The following is a 19436-nucleotide window of genomic DNA, read 5'->3' on the forward strand; positions in this document are numbered from 1 at the left end:
CTTATGAATAATATGATGAAACATTTAAGTAAATGGTTTATAGCTGCCTTTGCAGGAGTGGCTTTGTTCTCCTCTTCTTGTGTCGACCAGGTGAAATTTGGAGATAGCTTTTTGGAAAAAGCTCCGGGAGTAGCGGTAACGCAAGATACAATCTTCGGAAAAGCTACGTATGCCCGTGCTTTCCTGTGGGATACTTATAGCAAACTTTATTATGGGCTTCCCGTATATTGGAATGCGGTGGAAGGTAAAATGAATACCGGAATCTTTGAAATGATGTCCGACTGCTGGCATAGCCACACCGATTGGAACGGGGTGAACCGGAAATACTATTCGGGCTCTTATAAAGCAGGCGACGAGGATAGCGGCGATGATACACGCTTTGGATATACCAAAGAGAACTGTTGGGAGGCGATTCGTGCCGCATGGTTGTTTATCGAGAATGTAGATAAAGTCCCCGATATGGAGGAGGCGGAGAAAAATCGGTTGATAGCGGAAGCTAAAATCATTGTGGCGTCTCGTTATTTTGACTTATTCCGCCATTTTGGAGGACTTCCGTTAATTAAGGAAACCTACGATGTACAGCCCTCTTATGAACTGCCGCGTGCCACGGTAGAGGAAACAGTAAATTACATGGTGAATCTTTTGGATGAGGCTGCCGCTACTCCTCAGCTTCCCTGGGATTTGGGAACGGACGACACGAACTGGCAAGGACGTTTCACCAAAGCGTCTGCTATGGGATTGAAGTGTAAGATTCTGTTGTTTGCAGCCAGTCCGTTGTTCAATGACGATGTTCCTTATTGCACGGAATCACCGCAGGATGCCGTGACGAACCATCAGGTGTGGTATGGCGCTTATAAACCGGAATTGTGGGAACAGTGCTGGCAGTCTTGCGTCGATTTCTTTACCGAATTGGAGTCGAAAGGATACTATGAACTGACGCAGGCGACGGAAGCTACGGTCAGTGGGTATAGAAATGCGTATAATAAAGCATATTTTACTCGTGAGAATAACAAAGAACTGCTCATTTCCACACATATTTCGCGCTTCGGCAAATTCAATTCATGGGATGAATGGCAATATATTTTTGTCAATGGAAGTAACGGCACGGTCACTACAGGAGGACTGACTCCCACACTGGAATTTATGGAGATGTTCCCGATGAGCGACGGCAATCCTTTCCGCCTGGACAACACGACCAATCCGTTTTATACGGATAATGACTACAATAAACCGACCCGCGACCCGCGTCTGTACGAAACGATGTTAGTGAACGGAACACAATTCGGCGATCATGCTGCCGAGTTATGGATTGGAGGACGCGACAACGTGAATGACACGGAGAAAGAGACCGGAAAATATGCTACCGGATTCGGATGCTACAAGTTCTATAAAGAAGGGCTCAATTCGCTGAAGGATAAATATCTGCAATGGCCCTATCTGCGACTGGCGGAAATGCATCTGATTTATGCAGAAGCGTTGCTCCAATGCAAGCACGACTTGACGGGAGCTATTGAACAGGTCAATAAAGTGCGTGCCCGTGTCGGTCTGGGCGACTTGGCGGCTTGCAATCCGGGCAAGAACTTGACAACCGATTCCGACGCCTTGCTGGAAGAGATTCTGAGAGAACGAGCTTGCGAATTGGGTCTGGAAGACGTCCGCCTGTTTGATATGGTACGCTATAAGAGAGAAGACCTTTTCAGAAAACAACTTCATGGATTGAAGATTTATAGAAATGACGGAAGTGGAAATACACCGTGGTCGGGAAGCACCGGCAACAGCAGTACTTATCCTAAGCCTACTCAATTCATTTACGAGGCCTTCCCGTTGGTGAATCCTTCCCGTGCATGGTGGAGCAATTTCAGCCCGAAATGGTATTTGTCGGCCTTCCCACCGTCGGAAGTGAATAAAAACTACGGATTGACTCAGAATCCGGGATGGAATTAATGTGGAATAACTACGATTAATCATAGAGTAAAATGAAGAAATATAAGATATTAGCTTTAGCAATATTCGCTTGTGCCACTCTGAACGGATGGGCGCAAAGTGAAGGTAATGTGACCGGAAAGGTGCTCGACAAAAAAGGGAAACCGGTAGCGGGAGCTTTAGTCTCGGTGGAAGAAAATCCGTTGCTACGGGTGGCTACTGATAAAGACGGACGTTTTGAAATCGTTGCGGTGAAAGGAAACCGATTGAAAGTACAGACCGGCGACGATGCGATGAAGGTAGTGAAAGTGGGCAACAGTCCGGAACTGACTGTTGTCATGGATTACTCGTCGGAGAAGGTGAATTATGGCTTTGGCTTGCAGCAGACAAATGCGGTATCTACGGGAGCCGTAGCTACCGTATATGCGGAGGAGATAGAGAAGAGTTCGGCTTTCTCTATCGGAAATTCCTTATATGGCAATGCGTTGGGGCTGACTACTTTGCAAAATACCGGTGTGGTGTGGGAACAGATGCCGGCAATGTATATTCGCGGACTTAAAACACTGAATGGTAATAACGGAATCCTGCTGGTAGTGGACGGGATTGAACGGGATAATAATTGGCAGGCTTTGAAATACATCACTCCGGAAGAGGTGGAATCTGTCAGTGTGCTTCGTGATGCGGCCGCAGTGGCTCTTTATGGCTACCGGGGAGTGAACGGCGTAGTCAATATTGTGACAAAACGTGGAAAATACAATGCCCGTGAGATTAATTTCTCTTACGACCATGCTTTTAACTACATGACGCGTAAGCCGGAAATGGCGGACGCTTATATGTATGCTTCTGCTCTGAACGAGGCCTTGACAAATGACGGCAAGCAGGTGCGCTACTCGCAGAATGAGTTGAATGCGTTCAAGAATGGCACTTCTCCTTATCTTTATCCGAATGTAAACTGGTGGGAAGAGGTCTTTCGTGATCGTGGAACGTCGGATATCGCGACATTGAGCTTCCGTGGCGGTTCTACCAAAATGCGTTATTATACGATGATGAATTTGCAGAACAACCGGGGCTTTATCAGGCACTTCAATGCAACTCCGGATTATTCTACCCAGGAAAAGTATTCGAAAGCAAATTTCCGGTCGAATTTGGATATCGATTTGTCGCCGAAAACAAAGATGCAGGCCAATATTATGGGAATCTTGAATGAATTCAGCCGTCCGGGTATGGGCAGTGATAATTTGATAAGTAAGCTGTATCAGTTGCCTTCGGCAGCTTTCCCGGTTCGTACGGAAAGCGGATTGTGGGGAGGAAACACGACTTGGGGCGAGAACTGGAATCCGGTAGCGTTGACCGAAGGACGTGCATACTCCAAAGGACACACGCGTGGGTTATATGCGGATATGTCGTTGCGTCAGGATTTGTCTGCTTTAACCAAAGGATTGGGAGCCTCTGTTCGTATGGGATATGACAACCTCGCTTCTTACTGGGAAAATCATACGAGAGGATATAAATATGGTATGGCAACTGTGGATTCTTGGGAAAACGGATTGCCTGTGCCCGGCGAGGAAGTGACGGGGGGCAGAGACACGGAAATGTCGGGCGACAGTAAACTCGACTGGCAATACCGTGCCTTTAATTTTCAGATGAACGTCGATTGGCAACGTCAGTTTGGTGCGCACGATTTGTACTCCATGTTGCTCTATTCTTATAAATACGATAATGCTAACGGCATCAACAATACGTTCTATCGTCAGAATGTGGGCTGGTACACTCATTATGGCTTTAAAAACCGTTATCTGGCAGATTTTACGTTGATGGCTTCCGCTTCCAACTTGTTGGCGCCCGACCATCGCTGGAATGTATCTCCTACAGTGGGACTGGCCTGGATTATATCCAACGAGAAATTCATGCAACAGCAGAAGGCGGTGGATTTTCTGAAACTACGGGCTTCGTTCGGTATGCTGAATACGGACAATATTCCCGGTAACGGCTATTGGAATGAAACAGTAGGCGGAGGTAACGGTTATCCGATTAATAACAACTTTAGTGGCGACGGTGGCTGGCAGGAGGGCCGTCTGGCTTCTGTAAACGGAACCACAGAGAAAGCCTACAAATACAATGCCGGTGTAGACGCTACTTTGTTCAGAGGCCTGACTCTGACAGTGGACGGATTTTATGAAAGACGTTCGGATATCTGGGTCAGCTCGGCAGGGCAGAATTCGGCAGTTCTCGGTGCAACCGGTTCTTATGTAAATGCAGGTATCGTAGATAGCTGGGGTACGGAAATCGGTGCCAATTATTTTAAAAAGATTGGTGGCGTGGAGTTAAATCTGGGAGGAACCTTTACCTACAACCGGAGCAAAATTATAGAGATGCTGGAAGAACCTGCCGCTTATGACTATACGCGTGCCACAGGCAATCCGGTAGGACAGATTTTTGGCTTGCAGGCAATCGGATATTTTGTGGATCAGGCGGATATAGACAATAGCTTGCCGCAGCAGTTCGGCCCGGTAAAAGCCGGAGATATCAAATACAAGGATATGAACGGTGATAAAGTCATTAATTCGGACGACAGAGTGGCTATGGGATACAATAGCACCTGTCCTGAAACGTACTATTCGTTCAGTCTCGGTTTGGAATGGAAGGGATTGGGCTTCAGTGCACAATTCCAGGGAGTGGGAAATTATACGGCAATTTTGTCTGCAAACTACTACCGCCCGTTGGTCGGTAATACGACGATTTCCACTTATGCTTACCAGAACCGATGGACACCGGAAACTCCGAATGCCCGCTTCCCGAGACTGACGACGGAAACTGTCGATAATAACCTGCAAACAAGCTCATTGTGGCTGGCAGACCGTTCTTTCCTGAAGTTGCGCAACTGCGAAGTGTATTACAAACTTCCCTCATCCTGGCTGAACAAATGCCTGATGAAGAATGCGAAAGTATATGTAAGAGGAGTCGATTTGCTCTGCTTCGATAGTATTGAACATTTAGATCCGGAAGCGATGAATAACTCATATCCTGCTACCCGTTCGGTTCATGTTGGTTTGTCAGTAGGATTTTAACGTTTAACGCTTTAAAAAGAAAGAAACTATGAAATTGAAAAATATATGCTTGGGAATAGCTTGTATAGCGGTGGTGTCAGCTTGCAGCGATAAGATGGATTATCATGAATATACGTCGTACGACAAGAGTTATGTCTTTTCCGACTTTTCCCGGACGGCGGGATTTGTGAATAACATCTACAGTTATCTGGACACTGATTTGCCAAGCTACCAATCGTTGGCTTCTGCTTGTGACGAAGCGGAAATGGCTGTTACTTATTCATCTGTTCTCGACTATACGAATGGTGGTTGGAGCGCATTGAACCCTAAATCCTTATGGGGATATTATTCCGGTATCCGTGCAGCTAATTTCTATCTGGCGGAGAGTAAAGACCTTGATTTCTATGACTTGCGTTATGCGCAGGATTATGAAGCTCAAATGAATCGGTTCAATCGTTATCAGTACGAAGTTCGTCTGTTGCGTGCATATTATTACTTTCTGTTGGTACGCGCATATGGCGATGTGCCTTTCACGGTGAATGTGCTGACCGAGAGTGAAGCCAATTCCCTTTCACGTACTCCGGCGTCGGAAATCTTCGATTTTATTATCAACGAATGTGAGGAAGTGGCACCCGAACTGCCTGTCTCTTATTCGGCTTTGGACAATGACGCCGCAGGTGGCTCCAATCCGGAGGCCGGACGTGTCACGCAAGGAACGGCTTTGGCTTTGAAAGCACGTGCCGCATTGTACAGAGCAAGCAAATTGTTCAATAGTGGTGAAGAACGGGAATTATGGTACGAAGCTGCTGTAGCCAACAAGGCTGTGATTGACTATTGTAATGCCAACGGTATCCGGCTTGGAAAATATACCGATATCTGGGGAACGGACAATCATCAGGCTTCCGAAATGATTTTCGTCCGTCGCATAGGAGACACAAGCAGTCCGGAATATGCAAACTTCCCGGTAGGTATGGAAAATGCCAACTCTGGCAATTGCCCGACGCAGACATTGGTAGATGCTTACGAATCTAAGGATGGGGTTAAAGATCCGCGTTTCGGTATGACCATCGCTTGTAATGGCGATAAATGGCCGAATACCAATCCGAATCCGTTGGAGACATTTATTGGCGGTAAGAATGGTATGCCTCTTCCTTATGCAACGCCGACCGGTTATTATCTGAAGAAATATTTGGATGCGTCTACCGATATCAGTGCGGAGAGCGGCAGTGGAGGCAAACGGCACAACTGGGTTATTTTCCGTTTGGGAGAATTTTATCTGAATTATGCGGAGGCAATCTTCCGCTATCTCGGCTCGGCGGGTGCTACGGACAATGAATTCAGAATGTCGGCTTGTGCCGCAGTCAACAAAGTACGTCAGCGCTCGGATGTACAGATGCCCGATTTCCCCGATAATATTTCCAATACCGAGTTTTGGGGACGGTATAAAAACGAAAGAATGGTGGAATTGGCTTTTGAACAGCACCGTTTCTGGGATGTACGCCGTTGGAAAGAGGGTGGTTTCACTCAAATCGGGCGTATGCAGATTACCAGAAAAGAGGATGGCAGTTTCCTCTATGAGCGGAAAACCAAGTCGTTGGTTTGGGACGATAAAATGTATTTCTTCCCGATTCCGGCTTCAGAAATACGTAAGAACCCGAATCTCACTCAGAATCCGGGATGGTAAGTCTTATTTAATGAAAAAAGAGAAAAACTATGAAGTTGAATGTTAGATATATGCTTGCAGCCTTTGTGTTATTGGGAATGGTGGGCTGTGATAAGAATTTTGAAGAATTTGAAACAACGGGGGGAGGAAGTCCTGCTTCCGTGGAACTCTCTACAGTGGTGTCGGAGGCTTTGCCGGGACAGATTAAATTGACTTGGAAAGCACCCGAAGGAGATTACGCTTATATGCAGATTCGCTATTACGACCCTTTGCAGAAGAAAGATATCTGCAAGATTGCTTCTAAAGGAACAACGGAAATGCTGATAGACAATACCCGTGCCCGTTTTGGAGACTACACTTTCTATTTGCAAACGTTTAATGTGGCTCACGAAGCGGGAGCCGTGCAGGAATTGAAAGCACGGTCGGGAGCGATGCCTGCATCCTATACGGAGAAATCACGTACACAGGTTGGACTGACGGTAGAGCAGTTGTCTTGCAACTATCCGGATGCGGCTGAGGGGTATTTTGACCGTTTGATAGATGGCAAAACAGCCGATCCCTCTTTCTTTCATACCAATTGGCATAGTCCACAAGTCGATTTGCCGCATTATATACAGATTGATCTTAAAGAAGAACATGAGAATTTTGCCTTCGAGTATTATACGCGGGATACCGGTAATTCGGACGGATTTCCTACTTCCGCAGAATTGCAGATTAGTACGGACGGTGAGCATTGGGAAACGGTTTCTACTTTGAGTGGGCTGCCTGCGACACGTCAGACAAAGTACGCTTCTGATTTTGTAATGCCGGGTAAGAAGTTTAAATATTTCCGTTTCAATGTGCTGACAAGTTCGCAGAATAAGAAATATTTCCATATAGGAGAGATAGCCTTCTTTGATGCGGATATCGAGAAGTACGACCCCGAAACAGTTCCTTTGGATTAATTAAAAATGAGACTTATGATGAAAATGAATAAAATATGGATGGTCGCTTGTGTGGCGGCCACCCTCATCGGCGGAGTGTATGGTTGTGACGACGATAAAGACTTTACTTACGAAGGTCGGTTGGATTTAAGTTTGTTGAACCTGACACAAGCTCGCGAAGTGTGGGACGGTGCGGAGTGCAATGTCGTTACGGCTTTGCAGCAAAACGCGGATGAAACGCCTGTTAAGAACTTTACTTATAAGTTGAACTTATCTCTTTATCAGGACCGCACCGCCGGGCAAGAAGCTAAAGTCAGCTTGGCCGTGAATAAAGATACGCTCAATAAAGTATCGGCTAAAGTGGCGGAAGGAGGTATCTATGCAAAGTATGACGGTGCAAAATTGCTTCCCGAAGGCTATTATCATTTGTCCTCGCAGACATTGACCTTACAGGCCGGTGAAACAAAATCGGATGCCGTATCAGTGACCGTTTATTCCAACGAACTGGTTACTGCTTGTCAGGAGGCGGAGCGTGATTTGCTGTATGTACTTCCGCTGACAATTGAGGCTTCGTCTTCTTATGGAATCAATCCCAAGACGAATACCTTGATGCTGCTTTTCAATGTGACTTATGTAGAGCCGGCCGAGGATGAAAGTGGTCCGGAATATGTACCTGACCCTAACGACGCGCCGGAAACGACGGAGGACGGACTTGTTTTGAAGTTTCATGATGAATTTAATGGAACAGGCGAACCGGACTGGAATGTATGGCGTTGGGAAGAAGGTTTCCAGCGTAATCAGGAATTGCAATGGTATCAGAAAGAAAATGCGATTTGCAAAGACGGTGCATTAGTAATCACAGGAAAAGAGGAACGGGTAAAGAATACGAATTATGAGGCTGGAAGCAGCGATTGGAAAAAGAATCGTGAATATGCGGATTATACTTCAAGCAGTCTGATTACGAAAGATTACAGATTTCGGAAGGGACGACTGCTTGTCAGAGCCAAGATACCTACGGCAATGGGTGCATGGCCGGCTATTTGGACAACCGGTGGAAGTACCGACAGTTGGTGTTGGGAATGGCCGTTGGGAGGTGAGATTGATTTGCTCGAATACTATTTGGTAAATGGAAAGCCGAGCATACACGCCAATGTATGTTGGGGTTCGGATACCCGTTGGAGCGGCAAATGGAAATCTTACAACAGGCCTCTTGCCGAATTTATAGCGAAAGACAAGAACTGGGGAAAGAAATATCATGTTTGGCGCCTGGACTGGTGTTTGGATGAAGACGAGAATACGTTGAGGGTTTATCTGGACGATGAACTGATGAATGAAATTGATAATCTGGAAGCAACTACAATGAATGGTTCTGGCGGACTGGATGATTGGTGGAGAGGAGCATGGCGTAATCCGTATCTTGACGAAGGCAATGCTAATGAAGGCTTCGGGCAATGTATCTGGTTGAACTTGGCTTTAGGCTCCAACGGGGGCGAACCGGACTTGTCGAAGTTTCCGCTCGAATATCATGTAGACTACGTTCGTGTTTATCAGTTCGAATAAACGATGGGATTAAGCAATGGCATATTTTAAGAATTATTTGGTTATACCACTGTTACTGGCGTTTTTGCCTTTGCTTGCAAAGGCGCAAAATGACGGTTGGCAGTTGGTTTGGAGCGAAGAGTTTGATACGGAAGGGAGATTGTCCCCTTCCGTATGGAATTACGAACAAGGTTATGCACGTAACGAAGAGGCTCAGTGGTATCAGCCCGACAACGCTGTCTGCAAAGGAGGCTCTCTCATTATCGAAGCCCGGAAGGAGCACGGTCGTCCGAATCCTCTTTACGTGCCCGGTAGTAACGACTGGCGTAAGAAACGGGAGTTTATAGAATACACCTCTTCATCGGTGACAACTGCCGGAAAGAAGGAATTTCTTTACGGACGTTTTGAAGTGCGTGCCCGCATACCGGTAGCGAAAGGTGCATGGCCGGCTATTTGGCTGTTGGGCAGTCATATGGAATGGCCCTCTTGCGGGGAAATTGATATGATGGAATATTACCACATCAAGGGGATTCCTCATATATTGGCAAATGCTGCATGGGGAACAGATAAGAAATGGAGTGCAAAGTGGGATAGCCAGGCTATTCCATACACTCATTTTACCGATAAGGACCCCGATTGGGCTTCGAAATTCCACATTTGGAGAATGGACTGGGACGAGGAAGCGATTAAACTTTATTTGGATGATGAACTTTTAAATGAGATTCCTTTGAACCAGACGGTGAACGGAAGCATCGGCAAAGGGACGAATCCTTTTACGAAGCCGCAATATCTGTTGTTGAATCTGGCTATTGGAGGTATGAATGGCGGTCCGATTGATGAAACCGCTTTGCCGATGAAGTATGAGATTGATTATGTGCGGGTGTATCAGAAGGAGAAAAAGATAGCCTCCGGCAAAGTGTGGAGGGATACGGAAGGCGATGTGATTAACGCACATGGAGGAGGCCTGCTCTTTCACCGGGGTGTATATTATTGGTTTGGCGAACATCGTTCCGAGTCCGGCTTTGTGACGGAAAAAGGAATAAACTGCTATTCTTCCGTCGATTTATGCGAATGGAAACCCGAAGGCATTGTCTTGGCAGTATCCGGTGAGGAAGGGGCGGAGATTGAAAAAGGATGCATCATGGAACGCCCGAAAGTGATTTACAATGAGAAAACCGGAAAATTCGTTATGTGGTTTCATCTGGAAAAGAAAGGGAAAGGATATGCTTCGGCCTATGCAGCCGTTGCCGTTAGTGATTCGCCTGCGGGACCATATCGCTTTATTCGTGCCGACCGTGTCAATCCGGGCGTGTATCCGATGAATATGACGAAAAAGGAGAAACGGACGAAATGGAATCTTTCGGCGTATAAAGAATGGTGGACTCCGGAATGGTATAAGGCCATTGAAAAGGGAATGTTTGTAAAAAGAGACTTGGAAGGAGGACAAATGTCGCGCGATATGACTCTGTTTGTAGACGACGACCGGAAGGCTTATCATATTTATTCTTCGGAGGATAATCTGACCTTACAGATAGCGGAATTGTCGGATGATTATCTGAGCCACACCGGGCGGTATATACGTATTTTCCCGGGAGGGCACAATGAAGCACCCGCCATTTTTAAGAAAGACGGAAACTATTGGATGATAACTTCCGGCTGTACGGGATGGGAACCCAACAAAGCCCGTCTGCTGACTGCCACTTCGATTCTTGGAGAATGGAAGCAGCTTCCGAATCCTTGCGTCGGCGAGAAGGCGGACGAAACTTTCGGAGGGCAGGGCACCTATGTATTGCCTTTGCAGGGGGCGGAAGAGCGGTTTGTCTTTATGGCAGACAACTGGCGTCCGGAAAGTCTGGCCGATTCCCGTTACATTTGGCTGCCTATCGGATTTGACGAGAAAGGAATACCTTTTATCAAATGGGTGGACGGATGGAAACCGGATTGACGACTCTTATTGTATATAAACTATTTTGCGTACGAAAAAACTGAAACAATATCATGAATTTGAATAAACATTGTGTATTGCTGTTGCTGCTTGCAGTATTATGGATACCATTGCAGGATGCATCGGCTAAAAAGAAGAAACAGGTGAAGGAACCCACCGACCGCGAATTGTGGGCGGGCGTGTTGTATCGTATGGCTGCTCCGGTGCTTAGCAACATGAGTGAGGGCAAGTTGCAACAGAATATGTTGGTAGAGCTGAGCCCCACGTGGGACGGAAGAAACAAGAAGGTGACTTATATGGAGTGCTTCGGACGTTTGATGGCAGGACTGGCTCCCTGGATTTCATTGCCCGATGATGATACACCCGAAGGTATCCAACGTAAACAGTTGCGCGAATGGGCGCTTAAAAGTTACGCGCAGGCTGTCGACCCGGAAAGTCCCGACTATTTGTTGTGGAGAAAAGAGGGGCAGACTTTGGTCGATGCCGCATACATCGCCGAGAGCTTCATCAGAGGATACGACGCTTTGTGGATGCCGTTGGACAGTGTGACCAAGCAACGCTACATTGCGGAGTTTACACAGCTCCGCCGGGTAGACCCTCCTTATACGAACTGGTTGTTGTTTTCGGCTACCGTAGAATCCTTCTTGCGCAAAGTAGGTGCGCAGAGTGACACTTACCGCATTGCTTCGGCTTTGCGTAAAGTCGAAGAGTGGTACGTGGGCGACGGTTGGTATTCGGACGGAAAAGACTTCGCTTTCGACTACTATAATAGTTTTGTGCTGCATCCCATGTACATAGAGCCGTTGGAAATAATGACCCATGCGGGCAAGCATAAAGTATGGAATATGCCCGACTGTGATTATAACCGTGCAAAGAAGCGGATGCAACGTTTCGGAATCATTTTAGAGCGGTTTATCTCTCCCGAAGGCACGCTTCCCGTTTTCGGTCGTTCCATAACCTATCGCACGGGAACTTTGCAGCCTTTGGCGTTATTGGCCTGGAGGGAATGGTTGCCTGCGGAGTTGCCCAACGGACAGGTACGTGCTGCTATGACAGCAGTCATCAGGCGGATGTTTAGCGATGACCGCAACTTCAATGAGAAGGGATTCCTCACGTTGGGATTCAATGGCAAGCAGCCCAATATCTCCGACTGGTACACAAACAACGGCAGCCTGTATATGGCTTCACTCGCTTTCCTGCCGCTCGGACTTCCTGCCGACCATCCGTTCTGGACATCTTCTGCCGAAGACTGGACCAGTAAAAAAGCCTGGGAAGGGAACGATTTTCCGAAAGACCATGCTGTCCGTTAACCGGCAGATGCCATGAATCATCAATCAAGAAGATACATGAAACGGATTTTGTCACTGCTTTGTTGCATCCTGTCCATTCCCGTATTGTGCCATTCGCAGCATTTGGTGGAAGTGGCGAAGGGATATAGCCGTACTTCCGTCAATACGGCCGTATTCCGCAACAACTCGCTGGTCACTTCCGGCGACGAGCAGTATATCAGCTATTACGATGCCGACGGTTATCTGACGCTTGGCAAGCGTAAACTCGGTTCGGAACAGTGGACACTGCACCGTTCCCGATACCGGGGGAATGTGGAGGACGCCCACAATGTCATCAGTATGGCGGTAGACGGAGAGGGATATATACACGTGTCTTTCGACCATCACGGACATAGGCTGAACTACTGCCGTAGCATTGCGCCCGGTTCGTTGGAATTGGGAGATAAAAGCCCGATGACGGGAATCGACGAAGGAAATGTCACTTATCCCGAATTCTATCCTTTAGCGGGCGGCGACTTGCTGTTTGCCTACCGTTCCGGCTCTTCGGGGCGTGGAAATTTAGTGATGAACCGTTATTCGTTGAAAGAACATCGGTGGATGCGCGTGCAGGATGTCTTGATTGACGGAGAGAACCGGCGCAATGCCTACTGGCAGTTGTACGTCGACGAGCAGGGGACAATCCATCTCTCGTGGGTGTGGCGTGAAACCTGGCAGGTAGAAACCAATCACGACATCTGCTATGCCCGCTCCTTTGACAACGGTGTCACCTGGTATAAGTCGACAGGAGAGCGATACACGCTTCCGATTAAACTTTCGAATGCGGAATACGCCTGCCGTCTGCCGCAGAACTGCGAACTGATTAATCAGACAAGCATGAGTGCCGATGCAGGCGGCCATCCTTATATCGCCACTTACTGGAGAGACACCAACAGCGACGTGCCGCAATACCGCCTCGTGTGGAATGATGGAAAGGCCTGGCATCACCGGCAAGTGACCGAACGTAAGACACCTTTTACCCTGAAAGGCGGCGGAACGAAGATGATTCCCATAGCCCGTCCGCGCATTGTTGTGGAGGGGGGAGAGGTATTCTATATTTTCCGCGACGAGGAGCGGAGAAGCCGTGTCTCGATGGCCCGTACTACCGACGTGCGTAGTGGGCGGTGGAACATAACGGACCTGACGGACTTTCCGGTCGGCGCATGGGAACCGTCGCACGATACGGAATTGTGGAAGCGGCAGCGCCGGCTTCACCTCTTCGTCCAGCATACCCGCCAGGGAGACGGCGAACGCACGGCCGAAATAGAACCTCAAATGGTCTATGTGTTGGAAACAGAAATGGATACAAATAAATGAAAGATGATATGAAAAAATTAGATGCAATGCTGACGTTTATCTCTGCATTTCTTCTTTGTGCCGTCATATCGGCGGGATGTGCGGACAAGACGACCGCTTCTTCGGAAGAAGTGACAGAGATGATTCATCGGGTGAATACCTATTGGCAGGCGAACCATCCGGAACACGGACGTTCCTTTTGGGATAACGCCGCCTATCATACGGGCAACATGGAAGCCTACTTCCTGACCGAGAAGCCCGAATACCTGGCCTACTCGAAAGCCTGGGCGGAACATAACCAGTGGAAAGGGGCGAAATCGGACGACAAAGCCCGTTGGAAGTACAGCTACGGCGAAAGCGACGACTATGTGCTTTTTGGCGATTATCAGATTTGCTTCCAGACCTACGCCGACTTGTACCGCCTGGAGCCGGATACGCAGAAAATAGCCCGTGCCCGCGAAGTGATGGAATATCAGATGGGCACGCCCGCCCGTGATTACTGGTGGTGGGCAGACGGTTTGTATATGGTAATGCCCGTAATGACAAAGATGTACAATATCACCCGCAATCCGCTTTATCTGGAGAAGCTGCACGAATACTTCGCTTATGCCGACAGCCTTATGTACGACAAAGAAGCCGGACTTTACTACCGCGATGCCAAATACGTATATCCCAAACACAAGAGTGTGAACGGCAAGAAAGATTTCTGGGCACGTGGAGACGGTTGGGTGTTGGCAGCACTGGCGAAGGTGCTTAAAGACTTGCCCGAAACCGACAGATACCGCCCCGAATACATCGCTCGCTTCCGTGCCTTGTCCAAATCCGTCGCTGCCTGCCAGCAACCGGAAGGATATTGGACACGCAGTATGCTCGACCCCGAACATACGCCGGGTCCGGAAACCAGCGGAACGGCTTTCTTCGCCTACGGCTTGCAATGGGGGATAAACAACGGCTTCCTCCCTTCCGCCGACTATCAGCCGGTAGTAGAGAAAGCCTGGCAATACCTGTCGACAGTCGCTTTGCAGCCCGACGGAAAGGTCGGCTATGTGCAACCGATTGGTGAGAAAGCCATCCCCGGACAGGTGGTCGATGCAAACTCCACTTCCAATTTTGGAGTAGGAGCCTTCCTGTTGGCGGCTTGCGAACGGCTGCGCTATCTGGATAAATAATCCCTACTTCCATCGCGGCAAACGCGAGCCGGCAATAAACCAACCGATAACAAGTCGCCCGTCATTGATAGAATCCGCTTCAATGACGGGCTTCTTTTTGTGAAAACGACTCGTAATAAAGTCGTTGCGGCTTAATGACAAACTTCCGTTGGGTTATATCCAAACTTCCGGCCGATTGCTCATAAACTATAAACGCAACCTTTGTTTTTATAAACGAAGCCTTCATTTATAAAAACAAAGCCTTCGTTTATATAAATGAAACTTGCAATTATAGTTTGCAATCAATAAAAACAAAGATAGCCGTTACTCCCCCATAAGTTTATCTGTAAGGAAGAACAACTTTATTATCAATCGACTGAAGTAAAAATAGCGGTAGATTCACCTGAAATATAAGCAAGAGCAACGGAAAACTCCTCCTTTCCGGCCAAAACTCAGTTTAACATCAAACTCATGTACGGCTTTAGCCTTTTGAGTATCCGCTCGGTCAGCTCACTGATATCCATCCGTGTGTGTGCGCCGGGCAGCCGTTCGGCACTATATCTGCATTTCCCGCCCGACAGGTAATAATAGCCGTTATTCACCGACAACTGTTTGTCTGACAATTCCAGTTGCATCCGCTCTTCCGGAAAGGCGGATGCATACACCTGCAATACTTCCTTTGCACGGATGATACGCGCCATACCCAACGGGTGTTGCGGCAATTCTTCGTCCGGCGGCAACAGTTGAGCCAGTCGACTGCATCCCGTACATTGTTTGATGGCATACAGCAAACCATACTCCGCATCCTTATTGTCCGCCAAAAGCTCGTTGACGACGATTCGGTCCGCTCTTTTATAGGCAATGGCTACTCCTTTTATCTCATCGGCCTGCCTTGCCACCCATAGATTTCCGTCGCTGATAGCGAGGTCTGCCATGATAACCTCGAAATCGGCTGCCGTATGCTGGATGCAGCAAGGGCGTTCGGACAACTTCTTGTTCAGATAAGCATAGACCTCCTCCCGGGGCGCGGCAACCCTATCGACAACCACCTCTTTCGGAGGAATAAACTCCGGCAACGTCCTCTCTTTGACCGAATATTGGAAGACGGCGGCATATCCCATCCGCTTGTAATAATCGAACAGCCACGGCTCTGCCGGTATCAGCGTGCTGAAATAGACCCCGTCGCGCAACATACGGGCGAAAGATTGTGACAAGAGTTCACGCATGGCCCCTTTGCCACGGAAGTCGGGATGCGTGCAAGCTCCCGAAACATAGGCAGTCGGCACTGTCTTTCCGCCGAAGGTCATCGGATAGGGAAGCATCTGAAGTGCAGCGATTACCTCGTCGCCGCTCCGGATGGCATGGTTTATTTCATTCCTATAGCGCAGGCTGAAGTACATCTCGGTAAACTCCTCGCTGTCGTTGAAGCATAGCTCCCATAAAGCCTTTACTCTCTTTTTCATGTTGTAGGTTGTCTTTTCATTCATTCTATCAGCAAAAGTATCTTAAAAACGTGTAACTGACGTATAATTGTTCGATAATATTTGAATTCGCATTCTTTTTTTGCGTATCATTGTGGTAATTACCTTGATGTTTAACTCTTAAATGAATGCCTTATGAAAACAAAATTACTCATGCTGGTTATTTCTTTATTGGTGTGCCTGCCATTATTGTCTCAGAACCGCCCCACGCAGAAGGTGGATGAAGACGGAGTTTACCTGATGCCCGATAAACTGCCGGAATTCCCCGGAGGGATATCGGCCTTGATGAACCACTTGGGCGCAAATATCAAGTATCCTGTAGAAGCACAGAAGAAAGGCGTTTCCGGACGCGTTCTCGTACAGTTTGTAGTGATGGAAGACGGCACGCTGAGCCAGGTAAAGACACTGAAAGGCGTTGAACCTTCGCTGGACGAAGAAGCGCTCCGCGTGGTAAGAGAAATGCCAAAGTGGACTCCCGGAATGGCAGATGGTAAAAAAGTCAAAGTGAAATTCACCATTCCCATTGTGTTCGGCCTGGAGAAAATCAAGTCTGGCAACCAATCATTCAAACTTGTCATTCCAAGCGGACAGGAGGTGAAGAACCGGACCCTGTCGGGCGTATGGCAACAGTGTATGATTGATTTGAAGGAAGAAGGCTACCGGCTTTCGTTAGGCTCGTTGATGAAAATCTTCTCGGCCGACAATTCTTTCATGAATATCCTTTTCGATGTTCAGAAGATGGGGTCGGTCATTCTGGCGCAAGGCGAATATGAAGTCGTTTCGGATACGGTGTATGTCGAAAAGTTGAGCAAGTCTGTCTATTCTTCATTTCCGGCAGGTGTGAAAAATGAGATAAGCATTGAGTACTTGCATGATAACCTGATTAAACTTTCATTTAAAGTTCCGGGAAACGAACAGACGGGAACCGAATATTGGTACCGGGTTCCGTCGCCGGATATAAAGATAATGACTGATTGGTAGTCTACCATTTTACCATATCCAACGGATGATTCTTGAGACACGCCATGTGCTTCTCAAGAATCGTCACCGGCTGATAGGAAAGTTTTGCCTTCCGCAACCCTTCGAGTCCCAAGTCCTCTTCGCGGTTGATGTAAACGTACTGTTCGGGAATCCGGTTGGCAAATTCATAATTAATCATTGCATAAGCACCGTCGATGGAAGTGTCGGCCTTCTCTACGTGTATTCCGAAGGTCTCGTGGTTGATAGGCATACCGAAAGTGAAGGCGACGATTCTTCCGTTCACGTGAAGGATACCGCCGGTCAGCCCGAGGGCTTCAAAGTTGTGGAGGGCATAAATCAGGGCACGCCGTTCGTTGCCCGTTCCTTCCTGTTGGTCGCAATTGTTCACTTTGCACCATTCCGCTTCCAAATCCAGGCATTTCCGGATGTGCTCGGGCGTAATGGGAGTATATTCATAATCCGGATATGTATTGCGGAACCGGTTGATGTGGTTTCTTTTGGCTTGGAATTTCTTCCCTTTCAAGGTCGACAGGTCACTTCGCAAATAAATATAGTCCGCATAATCACGCTCTTCCGTGAAAGTAAATTGTCCGGGAAGAATCGCATCCAGCTCGGTACGCATATTGCTGCATATACCCAACATACAGAAGGGCTGGTTTTCCTCTCCGGCGTCCGCTATCAGTGCTTTCAATGCAACTTTCAGGTCGCCCGTGCCTACGGGCATCATGTATGCTAATTGCCCTCCGGCCCAGAATTTGAATACTAAAAAGTTGTCGATAATTGCAAATTTCGTATCGTACAGAAACCTCCAACTGCAAAGATTGGAGAACGACAAGTCGCAGTTGCGCCGCCCGCTCTTCATTGTAAATGAGGTAATCGTGTCTTTATCTGCTAATGTGATATCTTTAAATGGTATCATAAGATTGAGTTTTGCTTTCACTCTTTATATAACGGAAAGTCTGAGGGTTTTGTTTTTACAGAATACCTAAAAAACGGAGGATGGCGGGAGTCAGCAGGGCTGTGAATATTCCGTTCAACGTCAGTCCTAAGCTGGCGTATGCTCCATATTTGCTGCTGACGTCCATTGCCGTCGAGGTGCCTACCGCATGGGCGGCTGTCCCCATCGAAAGCCCCTGTGCAATCGGGCTGCCTACGCGCATAATCTGCATGGTCTTGAAACCGCAGATGGCTCCTAACAATCCCACTGCCACTACAACCGCCGCCGTGAGCGAGGGGATACCTCCGATGGCTTTCGTTACCTCCATCGCAATCGGGGTAGTCACCGATTTCGGAGCAAGAGACAGGATGACCTCATGCGAAGCCCCCATCAACTTTGCAATCAGCACTACCGAAACAACACCCACAATGCATCCTGCCAACTGCGACAGCAGAATCGGTAATAACTGCTTCTTTATCATTTCCAACTGGAGATATAAAGGTACGCCTAAGGCAACTACGGCGGGGCGTAACCAAAATTCGATAAGGTGTCCTCCTCGGTTGTAAGTCTCGTAAGAGATACCGGTCGTTTTAAGAAAGATGATAAGAATGGCGATAGTCAGCAATATCGGGTTAAGCAACACCAGCCCTGTCTTCTTCTGAAGCAGTTTGGCAAAAAAGAAAACTCCGAAGGTGATGGCAAGCAGGAAGAAATTATTCTCTAAGAAACTCATTTTTCTTTATCGGTTAAGTGGTTGTTTTCTTTGCGGTAAACTCTTTCCGGCAATCTTGTTTTGCGTACAATTTGGTGAACCCATCCTGTGACAACCAATACCAGGGCGGTACTGACGACGGTGGCTACTACTATCGGCCAGAACTCTGCCGCAATCACATCGAAGTACAACATAAGCGCCACCCCGGGCGGAACAAAAAAGAAACCTAAATTGGCTACTAAAAAGTCGGACAACCCCTGCACCCAATGCAGTTTAATCCAACCTAATTTCAAAAAGAGGGTGAGCAACAGCATACCGATGATGCTGGAGGGAAGTTTGATGCCTGTGAGGTAAACAATCAATTCACCCAAAGCCAAACAGCCAAATAAAATGGCACACTGACGTATCATATACTAATTACCTGTTGATTTTGTTCGAAAACGCTGCAAAGGTAGGAAAAATAGGAGTACAGTGTTAAATATTATAATATTTTAGACTTGAAAGTAAAAAAGGAAT

14 protein-coding genes are annotated in these 19436 nt (G+C 47.6%); 10 read left to right on the top strand and 4 right to left on the bottom strand.

What is annotated here, in order from left to right:
- Positions 1 to 3 precede the first annotated feature (3 nt).
- Genes QZ331_RS05220 through QZ331_RS05260 form a run of 9 tightly spaced genes read left to right on the top strand, consistent with a single transcriptional unit; the run spans position 4 to position 14830 of the window.
- Positions 4 to 1944: a RagB/SusD family nutrient uptake outer membrane protein gene (locus QZ331_RS05220; protein ID WP_294628656.1), complete on the top strand. Its 1941-nt coding sequence runs from the start codon at positions 4 to 6 to the stop codon at positions 1942 to 1944.
- 32 nt (positions 1945 to 1976) lie between these two features.
- The gene (locus QZ331_RS05225; protein ID WP_294628658.1) at positions 1977 to 4991 is read left to right on the top strand and encodes a SusC/RagA family TonB-linked outer membrane protein; all 3015 of its coding nucleotides are present in this window, start codon (positions 1977 to 1979) and stop codon (positions 4989 to 4991) included.
- Positions 4992 to 5019: 28 nt separating this feature from the next.
- The gene (locus tag QZ331_RS05230) at positions 5020 to 6654 is read left to right on the top strand and encodes a RagB/SusD family nutrient uptake outer membrane protein (protein ID WP_294628660.1); all 1635 of its coding nucleotides are present in this window, start codon (positions 5020 to 5022) and stop codon (positions 6652 to 6654) included.
- A 29-nt stretch (positions 6655 to 6683) separates the two neighbouring features.
- Positions 6684 to 7577, top strand: a complete 894-nt coding sequence (locus QZ331_RS05235) for a discoidin domain-containing protein (RefSeq protein WP_294628662.1) — start codon at positions 6684 to 6686, stop codon at positions 7575 to 7577.
- A gap of 15 nt (positions 7578 to 7592) precedes the next feature.
- Positions 7593 to 9116: a DUF1735 domain-containing protein gene (locus QZ331_RS05240; RefSeq protein WP_294628663.1), complete on the top strand. Its 1524-nt coding sequence runs from the start codon at positions 7593 to 7595 to the stop codon at positions 9114 to 9116.
- 16 nt (positions 9117 to 9132) lie between these two features.
- Complete coding sequence (locus QZ331_RS05245; RefSeq protein WP_294628665.1) at positions 9133 to 11040, top strand: family 16 glycosylhydrolase; 1908 nt, start codon at positions 9133 to 9135, stop codon at positions 11038 to 11040.
- A gap of 53 nt (positions 11041 to 11093) precedes the next feature.
- Positions 11094 to 12350 carry a DUF2264 domain-containing protein gene (locus QZ331_RS05250; protein WP_294628667.1) on the top strand — a complete coding sequence of 419 codons (1257 nt, stop codon included), beginning with the start codon at positions 11094 to 11096 and terminating at the stop codon, positions 12348 to 12350.
- Positions 12351 to 12386: 36 nt separating this feature from the next.
- The gene (locus tag QZ331_RS05255; RefSeq protein WP_294628669.1) at positions 12387 to 13682 is read left to right on the top strand and encodes a BNR repeat-containing protein; all 1296 of its coding nucleotides are present in this window, start codon (positions 12387 to 12389) and stop codon (positions 13680 to 13682) included.
- Positions 13683 to 13690: 8 nt separating this feature from the next.
- Positions 13691 to 14830, top strand: coding sequence for a glycoside hydrolase family 88 protein (locus tag QZ331_RS05260; RefSeq protein WP_294628671.1), 1140 nt, complete (start codon positions 13691 to 13693; stop codon positions 14828 to 14830).
- Between the two features lie 431 nt (positions 14831 to 15261).
- Here the strand turns inward: QZ331_RS05260 and QZ331_RS05265 are convergent, their stop codons facing one another.
- The gene (locus tag QZ331_RS05265; protein ID WP_294628672.1) at positions 15262 to 16272 is read right to left on the bottom strand and encodes a GNAT family N-acetyltransferase; all 1011 of its coding nucleotides are present in this window, start codon (positions 16270 to 16272) and stop codon (positions 15262 to 15264) included.
- A gap of 153 nt (positions 16273 to 16425) precedes the next feature.
- Here QZ331_RS05265 and QZ331_RS05270 point away from each other — a divergent pair, with 153 nt between their 5' ends.
- A complete protein-coding gene (locus QZ331_RS05270) occupies positions 16426 to 17271 on the top strand; it encodes a TonB family protein (RefSeq protein ID WP_294628675.1) in 846 nt (281 codons plus the stop codon).
- 1 nt (position 17272) lies between these two features.
- Here QZ331_RS05270 and QZ331_RS05275 read toward each other — a convergent pair whose 3' ends face one another.
- Genes QZ331_RS05275 through QZ331_RS05285 form a run of 3 tightly spaced genes read right to left on the bottom strand, consistent with a single transcriptional unit; the run spans position 17273 to position 19330 of the window.
- On the bottom strand, positions 17273 to 18190 hold the full coding sequence (locus tag QZ331_RS05275; protein ID WP_294628676.1) for a DUF2156 domain-containing protein: 918 nt from the start codon (positions 18188 to 18190) through the stop codon (positions 17273 to 17275).
- Between the two features lie 55 nt (positions 18191 to 18245).
- Complete coding sequence (locus QZ331_RS05280) at positions 18246 to 18941, bottom strand: LrgB family protein (RefSeq protein ID WP_294628678.1); 696 nt, start codon at positions 18939 to 18941, stop codon at positions 18246 to 18248.
- Positions 18938 to 19330, bottom strand: coding sequence for a CidA/LrgA family protein (locus QZ331_RS05285; RefSeq protein ID WP_294628680.1), 393 nt, complete (start codon positions 19328 to 19330; stop codon positions 18938 to 18940). Before QZ331_RS05285 ends, QZ331_RS05280 begins: the two co-directional genes overlap by 4 nt.
- Positions 19331 to 19436: the final 106 nt, after the last annotated feature.

Origin of the sequence: uncultured Bacteroides sp., from assembly GCF_910586915.1 — a bacterium.
Lineage (GTDB): Bacteria > Bacteroidota > Bacteroidia > Bacteroidales > Bacteroidaceae > Bacteroides.

Bases quoted from the DNA above. Each gene is read 5' to 3' on its own strand.
- QZ331_RS05265 (WP_294628672.1), bottom strand. From the start codon at position 16,272: ATGAAAAAGAGAGTAAAGGCTTTATGGGAGCTATGCTTCAACGACAGC.
- QZ331_RS05270 (WP_294628675.1), top strand. From the start codon at position 16,426: ATGAAAACAAAATTACTCATGCTGGTTATTTCTTTATTGGTGTGCCTG.
- QZ331_RS05285 (WP_294628680.1), bottom strand. From the start codon at position 19,330: ATGATACGTCAGTGTGCCATTTTATTTGGCTGTTTGGCTTTGGGTGAA.
- QZ331_RS05240 (WP_294628663.1), top strand. From the start codon at position 7,593: ATGATGAAAATGAATAAAATATGGATGGTCGCTTGTGTGGCGGCCACC.
- QZ331_RS05230 (WP_294628660.1), top strand. From the start codon at position 5,020: ATGAAATTGAAAAATATATGCTTGGGAATAGCTTGTATAGCGGTGGTG.
- QZ331_RS05245 (WP_294628665.1), top strand. From the start codon at position 9,133: ATGGCATATTTTAAGAATTATTTGGTTATACCACTGTTACTGGCGTTT.
- QZ331_RS05255 (WP_294628669.1), top strand. From the start codon at position 12,387: ATGAAACGGATTTTGTCACTGCTTTGTTGCATCCTGTCCATTCCCGTA.
- QZ331_RS05220 (WP_294628656.1), top strand. From the start codon at position 4: ATGAATAATATGATGAAACATTTAAGTAAATGGTTTATAGCTGCCTTT.
- QZ331_RS05275 (WP_294628676.1), bottom strand. From the start codon at position 18,190: ATGATACCATTTAAAGATATCACATTAGCAGATAAAGACACGATTACC.
- QZ331_RS05235 (WP_294628662.1), top strand. From the start codon at position 6,684: ATGAAGTTGAATGTTAGATATATGCTTGCAGCCTTTGTGTTATTGGGA.
- QZ331_RS05260 (WP_294628671.1), top strand. From the start codon at position 13,691: ATGAAAAAATTAGATGCAATGCTGACGTTTATCTCTGCATTTCTTCTT.
- QZ331_RS05225 (WP_294628658.1), top strand. From the start codon at position 1,977: ATGAAGAAATATAAGATATTAGCTTTAGCAATATTCGCTTGTGCCACT.
- QZ331_RS05250 (WP_294628667.1), top strand. From the start codon at position 11,094: ATGAATTTGAATAAACATTGTGTATTGCTGTTGCTGCTTGCAGTATTA.
- QZ331_RS05280 (WP_294628678.1), bottom strand. From the start codon at position 18,941: ATGAGTTTCTTAGAGAATAATTTCTTCCTGCTTGCCATCACCTTCGGA.